Raw genomic sequence first — 18,127 nt, 5'->3', positions numbered from 1 at the left:
CAAGCTGACATTGCCGCGCTGGCGCGGGAAGCAATGTTCAATGGCGGAGAATTGTTCGGGTGTGATCATCATGCGCGAAGTATCCCGCATTACTCGCCGTCAAGCCAGTAGCGTTAACAGGCCCTAGAGCAGCTCGATATCCCAATTGCGCTCGAGATCATTGCTAAGCCCGCCGGTGAGCTTGGTGCGGAAGGGGGTGATGTCGAGTAAGGTGACCGGCCGCTCCTGGCCGTAAGCGGAAGCTGGGCTATCTGCCCCTAGAGCGGTGGGTTCAAGTTCGCTGTTCGGAATTTAGCGAATTCCCTAGCTCACTTTTCTAAGCTATGGCGCCTCACCGTAGCTTTAGCCCATGCAGTGGCGAGCTAGAAAAAGCTGGCATTTGATTTGGTCGTCACTAACGGCCATCGGAGCGAAACGCCTTTCATCTCGCCGAAAAGCGTCCTGGCTAATTTATACCAGTGGCTGGTCGATCCTATCGATAAGTTCGGGCCCCTCATTCAGCACGTTCCCGACGGCCTTGCCCACCGGATGCCACTCGAACTCCTCCGCGCACAAACCATGCTCTAGCGCGAGCTTTTCTGCTTCGCGCGGCGGCAAATGCGGGTCTATCCATCGCGCGGCGTACTGCGGCGATAAAACCAAAGGACGCCGATCGTGAATGTCGAGCATGCCGGCACCGCTGAATGACGTAATGACAACAAAGCCGTCGCCGTCTCGCGGTACCAGCGAGCCGCCTCGTTGAAACCGCCCAAGCGCTGCGAAGAACATCGGCTCGCCGCTACGCAGCGTGATGTAGTAGGGCTGCTTGATCTTCGGGTTGGCCGCGTCCTTCTTCCACTCGTACCAACCATCAGCGGGCACTATTGCGCGACCGGTTTGCCAGATGTCGCGAAAAAACCTGCTAGTTGCGGCCGTTTCCACCCTGGCATTTATCGCTGATGGTCGTTTCCCCTGTGCCCACGACGGGGCATAACCCCACTTGACTGGCTCCATGCGCAGCCCATCATCGTCCTGGTGCAGGAGCTGAACCATTGATTGCGGACACACGTTGTAGCGTCCGATCGGCTCAGGATTCACGCCGCCACGCAAGGGCAAAGGTAGCTGCACCGCGATCTTGTCCAGATATTCATAAGCGATTCGGTACTGAGCGAAACGTCCACACATGGGTGCCCCCGCACATCTGGTTCAATTGACCGGGCTCTAGCCTCAGAATACTGTATGCGCATACAGTTATGAGGTCTGTACCATGCCCGTCCACATATTGGGACCTGCTGCTCCCACCACAATTGCACTGCCGTTTTTCAGTTTCTGCGTGCCCGCGGGATTCCCGAGCCCAGCGCAGGACCACATGGAGGGGAGCATCTCGCTCGACGAGCTGATGAACATCCGAGCTCCGCATACCTACCTGGCGCGTGCAGACGGGGAGAGCATGATCCAGGTCGGCATTTTCGACCGAGACATTCTGATCATCGACCGGGGACGAGAGGCCGAGAAAGGGGAGGTGATCATCGCGGCGCTGAATAACGAGCCTCTGGTCAAGATTTTCGACCGAGCCGGCAGCCAGGTCATTCTGCGCTCGGCCAATCCGAAGTTCCCGCCGCGGTACCTCCTCGAAAGCGAAGAACTCTACGTATGGGGCGTGGTGTCATACAGCATCCGAATCCATGGCAAGTACTGAGCGGGCAATCGCCCTCATCGATTGCAACTCGTTCTACGCCAGCTGCGAGCGTGTCTTCCGACCAGACTTGCGCCGTACGCCTATCGTCGTGCTTTCGAACAATGACGGCTGCGTAATCGCGCGCTCAACCGAGGCAAAGCAGCTCGGTATCAAGATGGGCGTGCCGTATTTTCAGATCCGGCGCGACCTGGAGCGTTTGGGCGTTGTGGTGTTTTCCAGCAACTACGCACTGTACGGCGATATGAGCGAGCGCGTCATGACGGTCATCGAGAGCCTGGTGCCTGCGGTTGAGGTGTACTCAATCGACGAGTCGTTTGCCGACCTTACCGGTGTGCCAGACGTCGAAGTGCTCGGCAGGCGGATCCGCGCTGAGGTACTGCGCAGCACGGGTATCCCGGTCGGGGTGGGCATTGGGGGGACCAAGACGCTCGCCAAGTTGGCGAACCATTCAGCGAAGCGCTGGCAGAAGCAGACGGGTGGGGTAGTGGACCTTCTCGACCCGGTGCGGCGCGACAAGGTGCTGCGCGTGACTGACGTCGGCGATGTATGGGGTGTCGGTCGCCGGATGACCGAGCACCTGAACAGGTTGGGCATACGTACTGCTTGGGATCTAGCCAGCGCGGATGCCTGGACCCTGCGCAAAAAATTCAGCGTGGTCATCGAGAAAACCGCACGCGAACTGCGCGGGACGCCGTGCCTCGATCTGGAGGACGTCGCGCCATCCAAACAGGAAATCTGCTGCTCGCGGATGTTCGGCAAGCGCTTGCGCGAGCTGGAGCCAATCAAGGAGGCAGTGGCGGCATACGCTGCTAGGGCCAGCGAGAAGCTGAGGGGCCAGCAGTCACTGTGCAAGCGTGTCCGAATCAGCATCCGGACCGGCATGTTCAATCCCGACGAGCCTAAGTTTGCGAAAGGCGTGGTGTGTGAGCTGCCGTATCCCACCGACGACACCCGATACATCGTCCGAGCGGCGATCGCCGGTTTGGAGCACATCTATCGCGAGGGATTTTCGTTCAGCAAGGCCGAGGTCCTGCTAATGGACCTGTGCCAGCGTGGCGAGTACACCGGTGATCTATTCTCCCAAACTCAACCTGCTGCCTCGGAGCGCGTTATGGGGGTGCTCGATGCAATCAACGCCAAGTGGGGCCGCAACACCCTCCGGCCAGGCCGTGTAACCACCGCGCCGGACTGGGGCATGCGACGGGAGATGATGAGCCAAAGTTTCACAACCAGGCTGGATCAGTTATGGGTGGTGCGTTGCAACTAGCCGAGTGGATGCGACGGCCGGTGAATTTCCAAGTGTCGGTTGTAGTGCGATTTGCTTGGCGCTGAAAGCGGATAGATAAAAGCCAGGCATTGCCTCTTGTGTTGGACGGGATAGCTTACTGAAGCCAACCCTCCACCTTGTCGGCGCCGTGCTTTTCTTTCCAGGCTTTCAAAATCTTATGGTTGCCACCTTTCGTTTCTACGACTTCTCCAGTTTCTGGGTTCTTGTAAACCTTGAGTTGACGCTGCCGGCGAGGTGCTTGAGACACCAGCGTGGTGCTGGTGCGGCTGGACTGCGGATCCAGTATTGAAATAATTTCGCGCAGGCCTACGTCATATTTCCCCATCAAATTGCGGAGTTTTTCCTCGAACTCTATTTCGCGCTTGAGTTTGTCGTCATTCCTAAGAGCATCAAGCTGCTTGAGCTGGGCTGCGAGCTGGGCTTCTAGAACTTTGAATTCGGCGAGTTTGGACATGAGTACCCTTCTGAGAACGACGCTGCTGTGTTGTGTCTCAGTCTACCGTTTGGACATGAAGGGGGAAAAGGAAGGTCGACCGATTTCGAGTGCGATGAAGTCATCGGGAGGCTGGTACAGGAATAGCGCTACGGAGCGTTTGTATGCTGAGAGGTGCGTACGTTCCTGACTTAAGACGTGGTGGGTTAGCAGAATGGGAGGTGACCAAGCGGCGGTCGTTGCATAGAAACGTTGCGCATTCCATAGAGGAAGCGGACGTGAGCAGGCTTCTTCCGCTTTAGCAGAGGTAGCCATGCATAGCATTGATGAGGGAAACGGAAAGAACGAGCAGTATCTGAGCATTCGTGCACTCCGACGTGTGTCGAACTGAAATGTTTACCGATGCCGCGAGAGACTTGGACATGACCGGCGGGGCCGTCAGCAAATTGATAGTGGGCTCGAAGAGGGGCTCGGTGCGCGGCTGTTGACCCGAACTACACGCCGCGCAAGTGCAACGGAATGAGGATTGGCCTACTGCAAGGTGGCAGCGCCTGTCCTTGACGAGTTGGGGGCTGCGTTCGAATTGATTAGATCTCAAACGTTGCGTCCCAAGGGTGGGCTGAAAGTCAGCGTACCTACATCATTTGCATTAATGGTGCTTTCCCACAACTAGCCCCATTCGTTAAGGCATATCCGGAATTCGCCAAGAGCTATTGATGAACGACCGTTTTGTCAATCTTGCGAAAGAGGGATTTGATTGGGCGACCCATGTCGCCTCGCACTTTCAGGACTCTTCGCTTGTTGCAAAGCCGCTCGGCAAGGTCGAGCGTCTAGTGGTCGCTTCCCCAGCCTATTTAACGCATCAGGGGACGCCGGCATCACCGCGAGACCTGGCTAGGCATAACTGCCTGCTGTATTCGCTATCGGTCACGTCTGACAGCTGGCCCCTAACTGTGGATGGCAAGAGCGCGCCGACGCTTTTCAAAAGCAGGCTGCGCGTCAACAACAGCGTAATGCTTCGCCGGGCTTTGCTATCGGGATGTCAAGCTTCGTAGTGATGGATCTACTGGACGCACGTCATCTGCTAGAGGTACTCGAAGCGTTTCGGCCGACGCCGCACCAGGTCTACGGACTGCTCCCGAACCGGAAACATCTGTCTTTCAAAGTCGAGCTGATCTTTGAGTTTGTGCGCCGCTGCCTTACACACCCGCAACAATCAGTCAACGGCTGATCCAGGCCTAACAAAACCGCAAGCCCAAAAGCCGCTGCAACTAGTCAATCGCTCCGCCATGCGCCGTTTAGATGCTTTTTTGCAGCGCACCTACAAATTTAATATGGCTTAACACTAACGCGGCGCTTTTACAGGTCCAACGGCGGCCGAGCGACACCGAAAACCGGGTGACAGCGTTCATCGCCGACCCGGTCGGCGAGCCAAAAAAGTGCATTGCATGTAGTCGCCGCTACAGATTATAAAAGTAGCTTCTTCAGAGAATTGCCTGACACCATCGATCACGGGAATTCTCCACCATATCGGTACCTCAGGCGCGCTTTACTTGAGCGCGTTGATTCCACCGGCTATAAACAACGTCATTTTTTCAATCATGTCATCTTCTGATTCTGCGTGGACGCTTCCGTCCGTAAGCTCACCGATACGATCGACACCTCTTAGCATATAAAGAATCATTGAGATCATGAACACAGCCCCCCAGCTAATAGCGACGCGATGCTCCTTACCTTCGCAAGCCATCATCTCTTTTATATAAGCCTTAATGGCTTCATCATATAACTCCTTCCTTAACGGCACAGTAACCTCGTCAGGCTCACTTACTAAACGGGACTGCAACCGCGCAAAGTACTTCCATGCCTCCCCCCCATCTCTGTGTTCGAATTGCGGCTTAAGGTAAGTTCTAATTATATCCGAAATCTCATAATCGGATCCCCCCGCTTTCAAATCATCGAGGTATTGCTGACGATTTCTAGCGATATCCGCCAGGCCCCTCCTATAAATTTCTAAAAAAAGATTCTGCTTCGTTCCATAATAATATGTGATAAGCGCTTGAGTTACGTTAGCTTGCTGAGCTATTTGTTTGAGGCTAGTCCCCAAGTACCCTTGCATAGCAAAAAGCTTTTCGGCCTCGTTTAGAATAAGCTCTTTATTTTCGACTTCACCGAGCTCTGAGAACCTTCTCCTACCGAGCCGGCTAACCTGTTTTTTTTCTGCACCCGCCTTCAATCCGGACATACTGCACCCTAGCTGAACACTTAACCTTTAATCGTTCATTATACCTCCGACAAATGAAAAACTGAATATTTTTTTTCCAGCAACCACTACGACCCGAGCAGAGGCCGGGTTAATAAACCAACAGAGATTGCAATTAAAAATTCAAATTTCAACAAGTTACTCCATACGCACTAGTTAAATTGCGCATAGCCACAATTTGCTCATTTAATTTTTTGGTTTAGCAAGTTTAGTAACTCGATATACAGAACCACGTTCGTGCTGGCGTTTAATACTGCATAGACATAACAAAAAAGTTGCGTTTAGAAACACCGGACCACTGAACAACCCCGCCTGTATTGATCAGTGTGACGGCCCGTTAAGCCCGCGGCAACGAGACTTCGCCATCCGGCCGAAATAAGTGAAAAAAAAGGCCGCTGCGGATGGCATTCACTGTAGCGAGCCTGTACCGTAAGGGTTCGACTACCGCTAGCAGTGCGTAACACCTCATAGTCGAAAACAGCGAAGCTTAGGGTCAGCGTCCGAGTCGCCTGCCCAAGTTTATGACATCGCATTTCGGAGAAACACAGCATGGGTCTTGGTGGAATTAGCGTCTGGCAGCTTCTCATCGTATTGCTCATCGTGGTTATGCTTTTTGGCAGTAAACGTTTGAAAGGGCTAGGCTCAGACATGGGGGAGGCGATAAAAGGATTTCGCAATTCAATGGGAGCGAGTGAGGATAAGCCAAGCGTGGAAAAGCAGAGCTTTACCTATAACGTGGAAGGCCAGAAGGCCGAAGAACCGGCAAAGAAGAGTTGAGGTGTCGACCTCAGTTACGCCTGAGCTAAATCTGGCTGAACAGCCAAGCGTAAATTAGTATCGGCACAGCTTTACATATGCTTGTGGTAGGCCGCGCGCCTTTGGCGGGACATGAAGGTCCCGCTCGCGCTGCTGTCTCGGCTGAGTCTTTATCGGTGTTTCTTACGCCACAGCTATCAACTGCTTTTTTGTTGGCATTTAGCCTGCCGCGCCGGGTGCAATCGCCACAGCTTTGCTCGCCGTATCAATGTGGGCTTGTCTTCTGCTGAGCCGCCTGAGCGGGTACAAAAATTAACGGCCTAAACATAGTTACGCGCATGTGGAAAGTGGCGAAGCAGGACGCGGTAACTATGCTAAGTATGTGAAAGTGGGCGAAGCAATGATCTTAAAGCACGTAGCGTGCGGCCCAGATTCAAACAAAGTTATCGCCCGCCGCACCCGTCGATGCTGATATACAAATGTCATTAATTTTTACTCAGTTGCGGCGGCCTCTTGGGCAAGCTTGGCCTGATGAATTGACATTTCTACGGGCAGCGCAACGCCATTTTTGACTGCTATTATTTCAGCCATGACGCTGACCGCAATTTCTGCAGGGGTTTTGCTACCAATGTAGATACCCACGGGACCTCGAAGCCGCTTCAGCGAATGCTCCGTCTCGCCAAAATGGGTTATGAGCCGGTCACGACGGCTTCGGTTGTTGCGCCTAGAGCCGATTGCGCCAATGTAAAATGCTGGGCTCTGAAGTGCTTGTAGCAGTGCCAAGTCATCTAGCTTCGGATCATGGCTCAGCGCCACAATGCAAGTCCTAATATCTGGTCGAAACGCATAAACAGCATCGTCAGGCATAGCGGTGCTAATCTCCACGCCCGCGACTGACCAAGTATCGATGTACTCGCTTCGTGGATCGCAAATAGTTATTTTGAATCCATTGAACAGAGCCATTGTGGAGAGGTGCTCCGCCAAGGCACCAGCTCCGATAATAAGCATTCGATAACCTGGGCCTAATGTATTTATTAGCTGGGCATCATTGAATTTCAGAGACTCAGGCTCCGCCGTATTCACAAGCCTAACGGAGCCATCAGTGAGCTGGACAATTCGCTTCACCAACTGACCAGTTTCCAGTCTGCTGACCAACTCGTCTAACGAGTCGCCTAACGAGCTGAGCGGTGGTATGAACTCCAAAACTAGTTCGAGAGTTCCTCCGCACGGCAATCCAAATCTGTGCGCCTCGTCAGCACTGACACCGTATCGAACTACCTGAGGGATCGAATTCGGAATGCCTCGTCCGCCGAATGCCTTCGTGTAGCAGTGAATTAGGTCATCCTCAATGCAACCGCCGGATACGCTTCCGACTGCACGACCATCATCGCGTAGGATCATCATGGAGCCAACGGGACGAGGAGATGATCCCCATGTTCTAACTACCGTGGCTAGCAGCACTCTGTGCCCTTCTGCCAGCCAGTCCCGCGCGGTGCGAAGCACCATGACGTCAATACTTTCCATAGCGCCTCATTGTGTTTGTTCGGCATGCTCGCGGAGACGAAGAATCTTCTCAACGCGAACAAGGTCTGTGATTGTGTCTACGTCTTCAGCAATGCCTATGTCCTCGACCGCCAAGTCGAGGACATGACCAAGCGACTGATTGGCACGCACGATAGAACTGGCGCCATAATCAGCTGAGAGCGCTGCAAGATCGTGGTAAAGCTCACGCCTAAACGCCACAGGATGACCACGTCGCCCATCGCAGTGAGGGGCAACAATTAAGTTCTGGCTCAGACTATTCGCGACGAGGTGTAACGTGCCGGCCTGAATTAGCGGCAGATCTGCTGGGAGTATCAACCAGCCAGCCGCATCAGGTGTCGACCGGACACCTAGCGCTATGCTTTCGCCCATACCGCCAGTCCCACCATGAGGACGTACCAGTAGTGCTCGTAACCCGGACTCATCCACAGCCTTCATTACATGCCACAGCATTGGCTTAGCAGCTATAAGCGCTTCGAGTTTGTGGCAAGTGCCCCCAGAGGCCCTGAATCTCTCTCCTTTACCAGCCGCAAGTACAAGCACCGTGACCGTACTGAAATCGAACCGAGATGAAGCAGTCAATGCGTTCATGCATCATCCTTGAGCAATGGCTTCGATACGCCGGTTATGATTCGAAGCCGTACTAGGCATAAGTTTGATGGCTATGAACTTCGATGTAGGGGTGTGACTGCCGATACCAATGCTCTCAAGAGGTACCAATGGGTTGGTTTCGGGGTAGTAAGCGGCTGCCTGCCCTGCCGGGATGTCGAAGGCGAGCAGAGCGAAGTCGTTCACACGCCGTTCAACACCGTCGCTCCAGAGGGACAGCAAGTCGACTTTTTGCCCCGATGTGTAGCCCAGGCGAAGTATGTCGGCCTCGTTGGCGAAGATGACGCGGCGCTGGCCTTTGACGCCGCGGTAACGATCATCGAGACCATAAATGGTGGTGTTGTACTGGTCATGCGAACGCAGCGTCTGCAGGATCAGATCGGGCTGCTGACCGCTCAGGCGAACCTGCTCCGGTAGCAGATCCGTCGGGATCGGATTGGCTTTGAAACGCGCCTTGCCGGTCGGAGTATTCCAGCGTCGTGCGCCGGCCATGTTGCCCAGATAGAAGCCGCCCGGATGTTGGAGGCGCTGGCTGAAGTCGGCAAAGCCGGGAATGGTATCGGCGATCAGGTCGCGGATGCGGTCGTAATCGGTGATCAGCGCCTCCCAGTCCACCGGATGATTACCGATTGTCGCCTTGGCGATGCCGGCGACGATCGCTGGCTCCGAGCGAATCAACGCCGACAGCGGCTGCAGCTGGCCGAAGGAGGCGTGGATCATGCTGAAGGAATCTTCCACGGTGACACTCTGTGGGCCGTTGGCCTGCCAATCAATATCGGTACGGCCAAGGCACGGCAGGATCAGCGCATCGCGCCCGATGGTCAGGTGGCTGCGGTTGAGCTTGGTGCTGATCTGGACGGTCAGATCGCAATTCTGCAACGCCAGGTGGGTGCGTCGGCTGTCGGGCGTGGCCTGGGCGAAATTGCCGCCCAGGCCAATGAAGACCTTGGCGCGACTTTCGAGCATGGCCTGGATCGCCTCGACGGTGTTGTGGCCGTTCTCGCGGGGCACCTTGAAAGCAAAGCGTTTCTCCAGTGCGTCCAGCAGCGCGGCCGGCGGCCGTTCGTTGATGCCCATGGTGCGGTCGCCTTGCACGTTGCTGTGCCCGCGCACCGGACAGAGCCCAGCGCCTCGGCGACCGAGGTTGCCACGTAGCAGCTGCAGGTTGGCGATCTCCTGGATGGTCGCCACGGAGTGATGATGCTGGGTGATGCCCATGGCCCAGCAGATGATCACCCGCTCGGCCTGCCGATACAGTTGTGCAGCCTGTTGGATGTCAGCCAGGCTCAGTCCCGACTGTGCTTCGAGCTGCGCCCAAGGTGTTGCGTCCAGCACCGCCAGATAGGCGTCGAGGCCATCGGTATGTTCGTTGATGAACGCATGATCGAAGACCGCTGGCTCTCCCTGGTCCTGCGCCTCACGCTCCCATTGCAGGAGAAATTTCGCGATCCCGCGCAAGGCGGCCATGTCGCCGCCCAGGGCCGGTCGGAAAAATGCGGTATTGAGCGGTGCGGAGCCGTTGCTGAGCATTTCCAGCGCGTGCTGTGGATGCTGGAAGCGCTCCAGACCACGTTCCTTGAGCGGGTTGAAGCAGGCCACCTGCGCGCCGCGTTTAACCGCTTCGCGTAGCGGTTCGAGCATTCGCGGATGGTTGGTGCCGGGGTTCTGACCGAGCACGAAAATGGCGTCGGCGTGTTCGAAATCGGCAAAGGTTACGGTGCCTTTACCGACGCCCACGCTCTGGCCAAGGGCGACGCCGCTGGCTTCGTGGCACATATTCGAGCAATCGGGAAAATTATTGCTGCCGTAGGCGCGAACGAACAGCTGGTAGAGAAACGCCGCCTCGTTGCTGGCCCGGCCTGACGTATAAAACTCCGCCTGTTGCGGACTGTCGAGACGCTTCAGCTGTTCGCCGATCAGGTTGAACGCGGCGTCCCAGCTCACCGGCACGTAGTGGTCGCTGGCCCGGTCGTAGCGCATCGGTTCGGTCAGGCGGCCCTGGTATTCGAGCCAGTAATCGCTCTGCGCGCGTAACTGGCTGACGCTATAGCGGGCAAAGAAACCCGCATCGACACGACGCTTGGTGGCTTCCCAGTTCACCGCTTTGGCGCCGTTCTCGCAGAACTTTATGCGGCCGTCTTCAGGCGAATCACCCCAGGCGCAGCCAGGACAGTCGAAACCGCCATGCTGGTTTGTCTTGCGCAACGCACGGAGATTCTTGAACGGTTGTTTGCTTTCGAGCCAGGCGCGACCGACGCTGCGCAACGCCCCCCAACCAGCGGCTGCGCCAGCATACGGTCGATAACGAGGTCCTTCAGGTTGTAGGCTCATGGCGCACTCCGTCGTAACCAGGGTTTGTCTGTCGGATTATCAAAGTACGCCCTGCCGCGCCGGGGATTCCAATGAGGCCAACAAAAGCGACGCAAAGTCCAACGGCCCATCGAACGTGATCGATAGGAAACACGATCGCGGGGCCCAGGCTGCCTTTCGAAGTATTCGCTCCAAATCGATAAACCATACCGATTAGCTGCTGGCGACCGAACCCCTAGCCTATGCGGCTGCTTGAACGGCGTCTAATCGTTACGCTTGATCCCTTGATCGAGCATATCTATTAAGATCAGCAGCCAAACCATGGGTTACGGGTCATGGGATCTGACTCCTGCCTAGCAGCGCCTGGGCTTCAGCGAAACAAGCGTCGCCAAGCGCCGAGCGAGGTGCGGTTCGCCGGAGAATAAGGCCTAGCGGGGCCAAAGTCTGAGCATCTTCAATGGTAACCAGGCGAAGATGCTGATGATGACCTTCCAAGCCGCTGTTCAGCGGTATCACTGCGCAGAATAAGCCAGCCTGAACAGACTGTAGGAGGATGTGCACAGCGTCGGTTTCCAGTAGTGGACTGACCGCAAGACCGCGGCTACGAAAGCCGTGATCAATCGATTGGCGAAAATGCATGCCGCCCGATAGCAGCCCCAACGGTAACCGGACGAGCGCTTCCCAGCCGAGCTCAGTCGTTTCGAAAGTGAAATAACGGTCGTCATAGAGCAATCCCATACGCGTTTCAGCCAGCTCTAGACTGGTGAAATGGGTCCGGTCAAGTGAGGTGAGGTACGACAGACCCAGCTCTAGCTGGTTGCTGCTGAGACGTTCAAGAATCTGTTCGCTACTCAACGCGAAAAGCTGGAAACGGAGATGCGGGTATTTTGCAGTAAAGATTGAGATTAACCGCATCGGATCGAACCCGCACAACGGTACGACCCCTAGACGCAAGGTGCCTACCAATTGCCCACGGCAGGCGGAGGCCTCCGCCTGTAATCCATCGTGCGCTGCGAGAAGCGTGCGGGCCCACGCAAGGATACGTTTGCCCTCGGGAGTAAAACCCTCGAAGCGCTGTCCTCGGTCCACTAGGGACAACCCCAGCTCCTGTTCTAGGCTGCGCAGCCTCATGGAAAGCGTAGGCTGAGTGATATGACAGAGCGAAGCCGCCTGTCCGAAATGGCGGGCCTCGTCGAGGGCCACAAGAAATTTAAGCTGCTTAATATCCATTAAAAGAACAATACCGTCTTACCAAAGCTCATTGTATTCAACGCCAGGAACGAGTTAGGGATGGTCTGAAGTAGTCAGGTATTTCTGGCTGACTCCAACCCTTGCCGATTTCAAAACGGTGATTCGGCTAAAAAACGATCAAATCATCCCCTCTTTCCGGATTTATAGCCGGCGCGAGCACCTCGCGCCGGCCATTTCCCGCATTACAGACGCACCTCTCCTGCATTCGTCAGCAAATGTCGGCGCGCCATCCACAGGTTCGACAGCGCGAACAGTGTCACCAACTGCGCGGTGTTCTTCGCCAGGCCACGGAAGCGTGTCTTCACGTAGCCGAACTGGCGCTTGATCACACGGAACGGGTGCTCGACTTTGGCGCGCACCTGGGCCTTGGATTTCTCGATCTTGCGCTTGGCTTTGTACAGCGCACTGCGCTTACTCAGCTTCTTGTACATACTGCGGCGGGCCGCAATCTGCCAGATCACCTCCCGGCCTTCATGTTCCGGGCGTTTCTCTACGCCGGTGTAACCCGCGTCGGCGCCGACCATGTTTTCCTTTCCATGCAGCAGTTTGTCGACCTGGGTAACGTCAGCAACGTTGGCTGCCGTCCCCACCACGCTGTGCACCAGACCTGACTCGGCATCCGCGCCGATGTGAGCCTTCATGCCGAAGTAATACTGGTTGCCCTTCTTGGTCTGGTGCATTTGCGGGTCACGCTTACCGTCCTTGTTCTTGGTCGAACTCGGCGCATGGATCAGCGTGGCATCGACGATGGTGCCCTGGCGCAGCGACAGGCCCCGATCGCCCAGGTAACCATTGATCACCGCCTGAATCCCGGCCGCCAACTCGTGCTTCTCCAGCAGGCGACGGAAATTGAGGATGGTGGTTTCGTCGGGAATACGCTCTAGGTTCAGCCCGGCAAACTGGCGCAAGATTGTGGTTTCGTACAGCGCCTCCTCCATCGCCGGATCGCTGTAGCCGAACCAGTTCTGCATCAAATGTACGCGCAGCATCGCCATCAGCTGATACGCCGGACGACCACCTTCACCCTTGGGGTAGTGCGGCTCGATCAGGGCAATCAAACCCTTCCACGGCACCACCTGATCCATCTCGATCAGGAACAACTCTTTGCGGGTCTGCTTGCGCTTGCCGGCGTACTCGGCGTCGGCGAAGGTCATTTGCTTCATCGGGAAACTCGGGCAACGGGATCGGCGTATTTCACCAGATTCGGGAAGTCTTTTTCAGACCATCCTTAGCAAGGGACTCGCGGTGCAGGCACCCAGAGGCTGTGCAGATGTACCGTTATTTGACGTTCCGCCGACTTCGAGGGGGTGACGATGCGCATTTACCTAACGAGCTTCAGGTCCGTGCGATCTGTGCCGAGATCTCGCCCTATTCGCGTGTGCTAACTACCTGCGCTGTCGGCCAGCAAACGTGACAGGCCGGGTATCGCATTGCGAAGCTGAAAATCCTATCGGCTGTGCTTGACACCATTAGGCAGTAATTATACCGTCATACATATAATAAATTGGCTGTCCCAGTTCGGGGATTGGCTTTGAGTCTTGCGCAAATGGGAGATACAGCCCCTATGACAAATTCAATCGGGTTGAGAGTCGAAAGGCGCGAGGATGAGCGACATCTTCAAGGGCGCGGGCGCTTCGTAGGAGACATCAGGCTCCCGGGTATGCTGGAAGTCGTTTTTGTTAGAAGTCCCGTCGCGCATGGCGTTATTCGCCAAATCATTAAGCCCAGATATTTGGAAAACCGGGTTTTTACGAATGCTGATCTTGTCGGGGTTCAGCCAATCACCACGCCAGTTACCACGCCCGGTTACCAACACAGCGAGTGCCCGGTTCTCGCCTCCGGCCGCGTAAGGTTTGTCGGCGAGCCGATCGCTGCTTGCGTGGCTCTCGACCGCGCTCAAGCGGAAGATTTAGCGGATGAAGTGCAGCTTGATATCGAAGAGATGTCGGCGCTCTCCACGGTTAGCCAGGCACTTGCACCCAATGCGCCGCTACTTCATGAAGGCTGGACAAATAACAGCTTTGTAGAAATGATAACTGAGGTGGATCTAGCTTCACTCGCACAAGAAGCGCCAGTTGTTGTTGACGTCGAGGTCGAGCTTTCACGTCAAACGATCCATCCACTCGAGGGAAGGGGGATCGTGGCGCATTGGGATTTCGAAGCGGACCAGCTGGTGCTCGCAATGTCGACACAGATCCCCCATCCGGTACGTAGCGGAATGGCCCAGTTCCTCGGAATTCCTGAATCAAAGATAAGGGTCACTCCACCAGACATTGGTGGTGGGTTCGGATATAAGCTTCAGCTCCTTCCCGAAGAAATTGTTGTTGCTTGGCTCGCGCTTAAGCATAGGACGCCTTTCCGTTGGGTAGAGGATAGGCGTGAGCATTTGGTGGCTGGGGCATGTACTCGACAAGCCAAGTACAAGCTGACTGGCTACGCGACCCCCGAAGGGCGGCTTGTTGGTTTGGATGCCGACATATGCATCGATAATGGCGCTTATTCCACCTGGCCATTCACGGCCGTTCTGGAAGGCTACTCCGCGCGAAGCAACTTACCTGGCCCGTATCAAATCACCCATTACCAATCACGGGTGAATGTCGTGGCTACCAATAAGCCCAGCTTTTGCCCGTACAGAGGTATCGCGCGGGTAGGTACATGCTTTGCGATTGAGTCAGTGATTGACGCGGTAGCTCACGCCGTTGGCCGTGAGCCGTGCGATGTTCGTGCGCTTAACTTGGTTCCGCCTGAGTCTATGCCGTTTCACGATGTTACGGGAAAAATGTTCGACGTTGGTGATTACGGAAAAAGCCTTCAACGCGCCCGAGAATTGATAGATTTCGACAAGTTCCGATCAGAGCAATCCTCTTGTTTGGCTTCGCCACGAACCTTAACAGGAATTGGCTTTGCAACGTTTTACGAGCAGACGGCTAACGGCGCGAGCTTCTTTTCATCTTGGGGTATGCCAGTTGTCCCCGGGTTAGATCAAGCAACTCTTAAAGTTAACGCTGATGGAACCCTGCAAGTGAAGCTGGGCCTCCAAGGTTTCGGTCAAGGGCTTGAGACCTCCCTTGCTCAAGTTGCGGCCACTGCGACTGGGTTTGAACTAAGCAAGATTCAGGTTCGTTTAGGGGATACCGAGCTAACACCTCATTCTGTCGGATCTTTCACATCCCGATCTGCAGTAATTGGCGCAGGCGCGATAGAGGCGGCATCCAAAGTTCTGAATCATAGGATTCGGACTGTCGCTGCGGGACTGCTAGGTGAAGTCAATCCCGATGACGTGGAGATTGATGAAGGGGCTGCTTACATCGGCGATCAAAGCGTCAGTTTTGAAGAAATCGCCCACATGTTCTATTTGAAACCGCATTTGCTTCCAACGTGTGCGCAGAATATCAAAAGCCTTGAGGTTACCGAAGGCTACAAAGTACCGGTTGATAGCGGAATCTTCGCTTATGGTACACACGCAGTTAAGGTTCAAGTCGATACAGAAACAGGTCAAGTTAATATTGTCGACTACGTAATTGTCGAGGACTGCGGAGAGCGTATTAACCCTATGATCGTGGAAGGCCAGACCATCGGTGGCGCCGCTCAAGGGATTGGTACAGCGCTTTTCGAAGAAAGTCCGTACGACGAGAACGGCCAACCACTTGCATCGACGCTACTAGATTACCTGCTTCCTGGCGCAGCGGAGGTGCCCCGCTTCCGGCTCGATCACCTCGTGAGTCCATCTCCGCATACAAGCTTTGGCGTGAAGGGTGCCGGTGAGTCCGGCACGATCCCTGCCGCAGCTGCGATTGCTAACGCAATAAACGATGCACTTTTACCGTTGGGGGCCAAAGTCCGCACTCTCCCAATGACGCCTCCACGGATACTAAATGCAATTGCAGCTGCGGGAGAAAATTATGAGGCCGTCTAAATTTGACTATGAGCGAGCTGACTCACTCTCAAGCGCTGTTGAAATGTTATCCGTTTCAGAGGGCATGGCGAAGCCAATGGCAGGAGGACAGTCCTTAGTGCCCATGATGAATCTTCGATTGGCGAGGCCAAATAATTTAGTTTCGATTCGCCGTTTACCAGAGCTGCAGGACATTCAAGAGGCGAAAAAAACTATCCGCATCGGCGCAGCGGTGACACATGCCGTACTAGAAGATCAGAATTCTGCAGACGTTACTGGCCGGTACCTCTCTTATGTCGCGAAAGGGATTGCGTACCGCGCCGTTCGAAACCGTGGAACCATAGGAGGCTCTTTGTGCCATGCCGATCCTGCAGCGGACTGGTTAACATCATTGAGCGCAATCGGTGCGGTTTGCAACATTCAGGGTGCTAAAGGGAAGCGCCAAGTCCCAGTGGAAGAGCTCATGATCGCTCCTTTCGTAAATGCTCTTGAGCGTAATGAAATCCTTGCGAGCATTGAGGTTCCGAAGCTATCAGCGACGGCTCGATGGGCTTATGTGAAGTTTTGCCAAAAAACCGGCGAATTCGCCAAGTCCATATGTGCGGTAGTTTTTGATCCATCAACAGGGGTATCGCGCGCATTTCTCGGAGGAATGGATGGACCGCCCTTATTCCTCAACGAAACATCAAATCAGTTAGGCTCAGCCGACCCAGAAACGATGTTGAAAGTTGCGAAAAAGGAAATTCGAAGCAAGCTGCGGGAGGTTGAGGCTGATCGTCTAGCTATCCACCTGACAATGGTCGAAAGAGCTATAAGGCGGATTGAGGGTTACAAATGATGATTAACCAGGTTATTCCAGACCAGTCCGCGTGCTCTATCACGCTCACGGTAAATGGTGAAAAGATTGCCGCAACAGTCACGTCGAGAGATGTGCTTGCGGACGTTCTAAGAGAGCAGTTTCGCCTTACCGGCACACACCTCGGGTGCGATCAAGGAGTCTGTGGCGCATGCACGATTCTTATCGATGGCAAACCTCAGCGCTCATGTATTGCTTTTGCTGTTGATTGCGATGACTCAAATATCACCACCATTGAAGGGTTTCAAGATGACCCTACGATGTCCTATGTGAGGAAAGCTTTCCGTGAAAAGCACGCTTTGCAATGTGGGTTCTGCACCCCCGGCATGCTTATAACGGCACGCGATATTGTGTTGCGACTGGGAGACGTTGATGAAAATCGCATTCGGCGCGAATTAGCGGGGAATCTATGTCGGTGCACCGGCTATGTAGGAATAGTTGATGCGATTCGTTCAGTAAGTTGTGGAAAGGTGCCGACCGGTAGTGCAAGTCCGGTCGTGGTTCATCAGGAACGCGAGGCTATTCAGTCCGTTGCCAATGAAACTGACGAATCTTCGAAGCCTGAACCTAGCTTGAAGCGAGATGCTAAGCCCGACGACTTTCCAAACTCAATTTCACAGAGTGTGGAAATCGACCTCCCGCCAGATGAAGCATGGGCAGTTATGCGGGACCTTAAGACTGCCGCTAGCTGTATTCCTGGGGCAGAGGTTGTGAGCTTAACTGAACACGAAGTAACTGGAAAAATGCACATGGCTCTAGGCCCAATTAGGGCCCATTTCAATGGCGATGGAACTTACGAAATGAATGATGAACGCCGGGAAGGCTGGATGACGGTAGGGGGTCGGGATGCGTTGACTGGTTCCACCGCTACGGGTCGGATCATTTGGACGGTAAGACAAAACGGTGAGTCGGGCTCAGTCATAGATGTAGGTTTAGCATGGAAGCTCACCGGAGCGTTGGCTCAATTTGGGCGCGGCGGAATTGTCATCGAAACGGTTCGACGTCTTGCTTCTATGTTTGGAGAAAATCTAGAGCAACTGTTGCGCGAAGGAGCGTTAACTGAGCGAAAAAACGCGCCTGTCGGACTTCGGTCGCTTATCTGGCCGGTCATAAAATCTTGGGTAGCCGGACTTTTCAGACGAAACCCATCAGAATGATGCAATGCTGGTCCTTAACGTGTGGCCGAACTCTCAATTTAAAAGTGACGGGGTGGGCCGCGCTGTAGTCACGACTGTCATGGCTGAGTCCA

The 18,127-nt window shown here is 54.8% G+C and carries 15 protein-coding genes; 7 read left to right on the top strand and 8 right to left on the bottom strand.

Annotation, left to right across the window (positions count from 1 at the left end):
- Positions 1 to 450: 450 nt before the first annotated feature.
- A complete protein-coding gene (locus tag G7020_RS20150; RefSeq protein ID WP_181086775.1) occupies positions 451 to 1,164 on the bottom strand; it encodes an SOS response-associated peptidase family protein in 714 nt (237 codons plus the stop codon).
- An 82-nt stretch (positions 1,165 to 1,246) separates the two neighbouring features.
- Between G7020_RS20150 and G7020_RS20145 the strand changes: the two genes are divergently transcribed.
- Both G7020_RS20145 and umuC read left to right on the top strand, forming a co-directional pair.
- Positions 1,247 to 1,678, top strand: a complete 432-nt coding sequence (locus G7020_RS20145) for a LexA family protein (protein ID WP_096269040.1) — start codon at positions 1,247 to 1,249, stop codon at positions 1,676 to 1,678.
- The gene (gene umuC, locus G7020_RS20140; protein ID WP_096269039.1) at positions 1,665 to 2,945 is read left to right on the top strand and encodes a translesion error-prone DNA polymerase V subunit UmuC; all 1,281 of its coding nucleotides are present in this window, start codon (positions 1,665 to 1,667) and stop codon (positions 2,943 to 2,945) included. The genes G7020_RS20145 and umuC overlap by 14 nt, the downstream gene beginning before the upstream one ends.
- Positions 2,946 to 3,060: 115 nt before the next feature.
- On the opposite strand, the gene G7020_RS20135 is transcribed toward umuC, so the two are convergent.
- Entirely contained in the window at positions 3,061 to 3,420 is a 360-nt protein-coding gene (locus G7020_RS20135; RefSeq protein WP_181086774.1) for a histone-like nucleoid-structuring protein, MvaT/MvaU family, read from the bottom strand.
- A 668-nt stretch (positions 3,421 to 4,088) separates the two neighbouring features.
- On the opposite strand from G7020_RS20135, the gene G7020_RS20130 reads away from it, so the two are divergent.
- Entirely contained in the window at positions 4,089 to 4,454 is a 366-nt protein-coding gene (locus G7020_RS20130) for a LysR substrate-binding domain-containing protein (protein ID WP_336509735.1), read from the top strand.
- Positions 4,455 to 4,948: 494 nt separating this feature from the next.
- On the opposite strand, the gene G7020_RS20125 is transcribed toward G7020_RS20130, so the two are convergent.
- Positions 4,949 to 5,641 (bottom strand): TetR/AcrR family transcriptional regulator, encoded by a 693-nt coding sequence (locus G7020_RS20125; RefSeq protein ID WP_064613865.1) that lies wholly within the window; start codon positions 5,639 to 5,641, stop codon positions 4,949 to 4,951.
- A gap of 567 nt (positions 5,642 to 6,208) precedes the next feature.
- On the opposite strand from G7020_RS20125, the gene tatA reads away from it, so the two are divergent.
- Positions 6,209 to 6,436 (top strand): twin-arginine translocase TatA/TatE family subunit, encoded by a 228-nt coding sequence (gene tatA / locus G7020_RS20120; RefSeq protein WP_064613864.1) that lies wholly within the window; start codon positions 6,209 to 6,211, stop codon positions 6,434 to 6,436.
- Positions 6,437 to 6,907: 471 nt separating this feature from the next.
- Here the strand turns inward: tatA and G7020_RS20115 are convergent, their stop codons facing one another.
- The 5 genes from G7020_RS20115 to G7020_RS20095 all read right to left on the bottom strand — a co-directional run bounded on the left by G7020_RS20115 (position 6,908) and on the right by G7020_RS20095 (position 13,290).
- Positions 6,908 to 7,939: an XdhC family protein gene (locus G7020_RS20115; protein WP_181086772.1), complete on the bottom strand. Its 1,032-nt coding sequence runs from the start codon at positions 7,937 to 7,939 to the stop codon at positions 6,908 to 6,910.
- A 6-nt stretch (positions 7,940 to 7,945) separates the two neighbouring features.
- Entirely contained in the window at positions 7,946 to 8,548 is a 603-nt protein-coding gene (locus G7020_RS20110) for a nucleotidyltransferase family protein (protein WP_064613878.1), read from the bottom strand.
- A 3-nt stretch (positions 8,549 to 8,551) separates the two neighbouring features.
- Complete coding sequence (locus G7020_RS20105) at positions 8,552 to 10,897, bottom strand: FdhF/YdeP family oxidoreductase (protein ID WP_181086771.1); 2,346 nt, start codon at positions 10,895 to 10,897, stop codon at positions 8,552 to 8,554.
- A gap of 312 nt (positions 10,898 to 11,209) precedes the next feature.
- Positions 11,210 to 12,106 carry a LysR family transcriptional regulator gene (locus tag G7020_RS20100; protein WP_064613876.1) on the bottom strand — a complete coding sequence of 299 codons (897 nt, stop codon included), beginning with the start codon at positions 12,104 to 12,106 and terminating at the stop codon, positions 11,210 to 11,212.
- A 203-nt stretch (positions 12,107 to 12,309) separates the two neighbouring features.
- Positions 12,310 to 13,290, bottom strand: coding sequence for an IS5-like element ISPst5 family transposase (locus G7020_RS20095; RefSeq protein ID WP_181086770.1), 981 nt, complete (start codon positions 13,288 to 13,290; stop codon positions 12,310 to 12,312).
- Positions 13,291 to 13,673: 383 nt separating this feature from the next.
- Here G7020_RS20095 and G7020_RS20090 point away from each other — a divergent pair, with 383 nt between their 5' ends.
- From G7020_RS20090 to G7020_RS20080, 3 genes are read left to right on the top strand one after another with little or no spacing between them, the layout of a single operon-like run.
- The gene (locus G7020_RS20090; protein ID WP_219852776.1) at positions 13,674 to 16,043 is read left to right on the top strand and encodes a xanthine dehydrogenase family protein molybdopterin-binding subunit; all 2,370 of its coding nucleotides are present in this window, start codon (positions 13,674 to 13,676) and stop codon (positions 16,041 to 16,043) included.
- A complete protein-coding gene (locus tag G7020_RS20085; protein ID WP_181086768.1) occupies positions 16,003 to 16,860 on the top strand; it encodes an FAD binding domain-containing protein in 858 nt (285 codons plus the stop codon). The genes G7020_RS20090 and G7020_RS20085 overlap by 41 nt, the downstream gene beginning before the upstream one ends.
- Positions 16,857 to 18,035 (top strand): 2Fe-2S iron-sulfur cluster-binding protein, encoded by a 1,179-nt coding sequence (locus G7020_RS20080; RefSeq protein WP_181086767.1) that lies wholly within the window; start codon positions 16,857 to 16,859, stop codon positions 18,033 to 18,035. The genes G7020_RS20085 and G7020_RS20080 overlap by 4 nt, the downstream gene beginning before the upstream one ends.
- The last annotated feature ends 92 nt before the right edge of the window (positions 18,036 to 18,127 follow it).

It is taken from the genome of Stutzerimonas stutzeri, assembly GCF_013522825.1.
GTDB classification, from domain to species: Bacteria; Pseudomonadota; Gammaproteobacteria; order Pseudomonadales; family Pseudomonadaceae; genus Stutzerimonas; species Stutzerimonas stutzeri_AK.
Note: the sequence above shows the minus strand (reverse complement) of the source record. Positions and strands in the feature narration are given on the sequence as shown.

Coding starts and splice junctions, on each gene's coding strand:
- G7020_RS20150 (WP_181086775.1), bottom strand. CDS start 1,164: ATGTGTGGACGTTTCGCTCAGTACCGAATCGCTTATGAATATCTGGAC.
- G7020_RS20145 (WP_096269040.1), top strand. CDS start 1,247: ATGCCCGTCCACATATTGGGACCTGCTGCTCCCACCACAATTGCACTG.
- umuC (WP_096269039.1), top strand. CDS start 1,665: ATGGCAAGTACTGAGCGGGCAATCGCCCTCATCGATTGCAACTCGTTC.
- G7020_RS20135 (WP_181086774.1), bottom strand. CDS start 3,420: ATGTCCAAACTCGCCGAATTCAAAGTTCTAGAAGCCCAGCTCGCAGCC.
- G7020_RS20125 (WP_064613865.1), bottom strand. CDS start 5,641: ATGTCCGGATTGAAGGCGGGTGCAGAAAAAAAACAGGTTAGCCGGCTC.
- tatA (WP_064613864.1), top strand. CDS start 6,209: ATGGGTCTTGGTGGAATTAGCGTCTGGCAGCTTCTCATCGTATTGCTC.
- G7020_RS20115 (WP_181086772.1), bottom strand. CDS start 7,939: ATGGAAAGTATTGACGTCATGGTGCTTCGCACCGCGCGGGACTGGCTG.
- G7020_RS20110 (WP_064613878.1), bottom strand. CDS start 8,548: ATGAACGCATTGACTGCTTCATCTCGGTTCGATTTCAGTACGGTCACG.
- G7020_RS20105 (WP_181086771.1), bottom strand. CDS start 10,897: ATGAGCCTACAACCTGAAGGACCTCGTTATCGACCGTATGCTGGCGCA.
- G7020_RS20100 (WP_064613876.1), bottom strand. CDS start 12,106: ATGGATATTAAGCAGCTTAAATTTCTTGTGGCCCTCGACGAGGCCCGC.
- G7020_RS20095 (WP_181086770.1), bottom strand. CDS start 13,290: ATGAAGCAAATGACCTTCGCCGACGCCGAGTACGCCGGCAAGCGCAAG.
- G7020_RS20090 (WP_219852776.1), top strand. CDS start 13,674: ATGGGAGATACAGCCCCTATGACAAATTCAATCGGGTTGAGAGTCGAA.
- G7020_RS20085 (WP_181086768.1), top strand. CDS start 16,003: ATGCAATTGCAGCTGCGGGAGAAAATTATGAGGCCGTCTAAATTTGAC.
- G7020_RS20080 (WP_181086767.1), top strand. CDS start 16,857: ATGATGATTAACCAGGTTATTCCAGACCAGTCCGCGTGCTCTATCACG.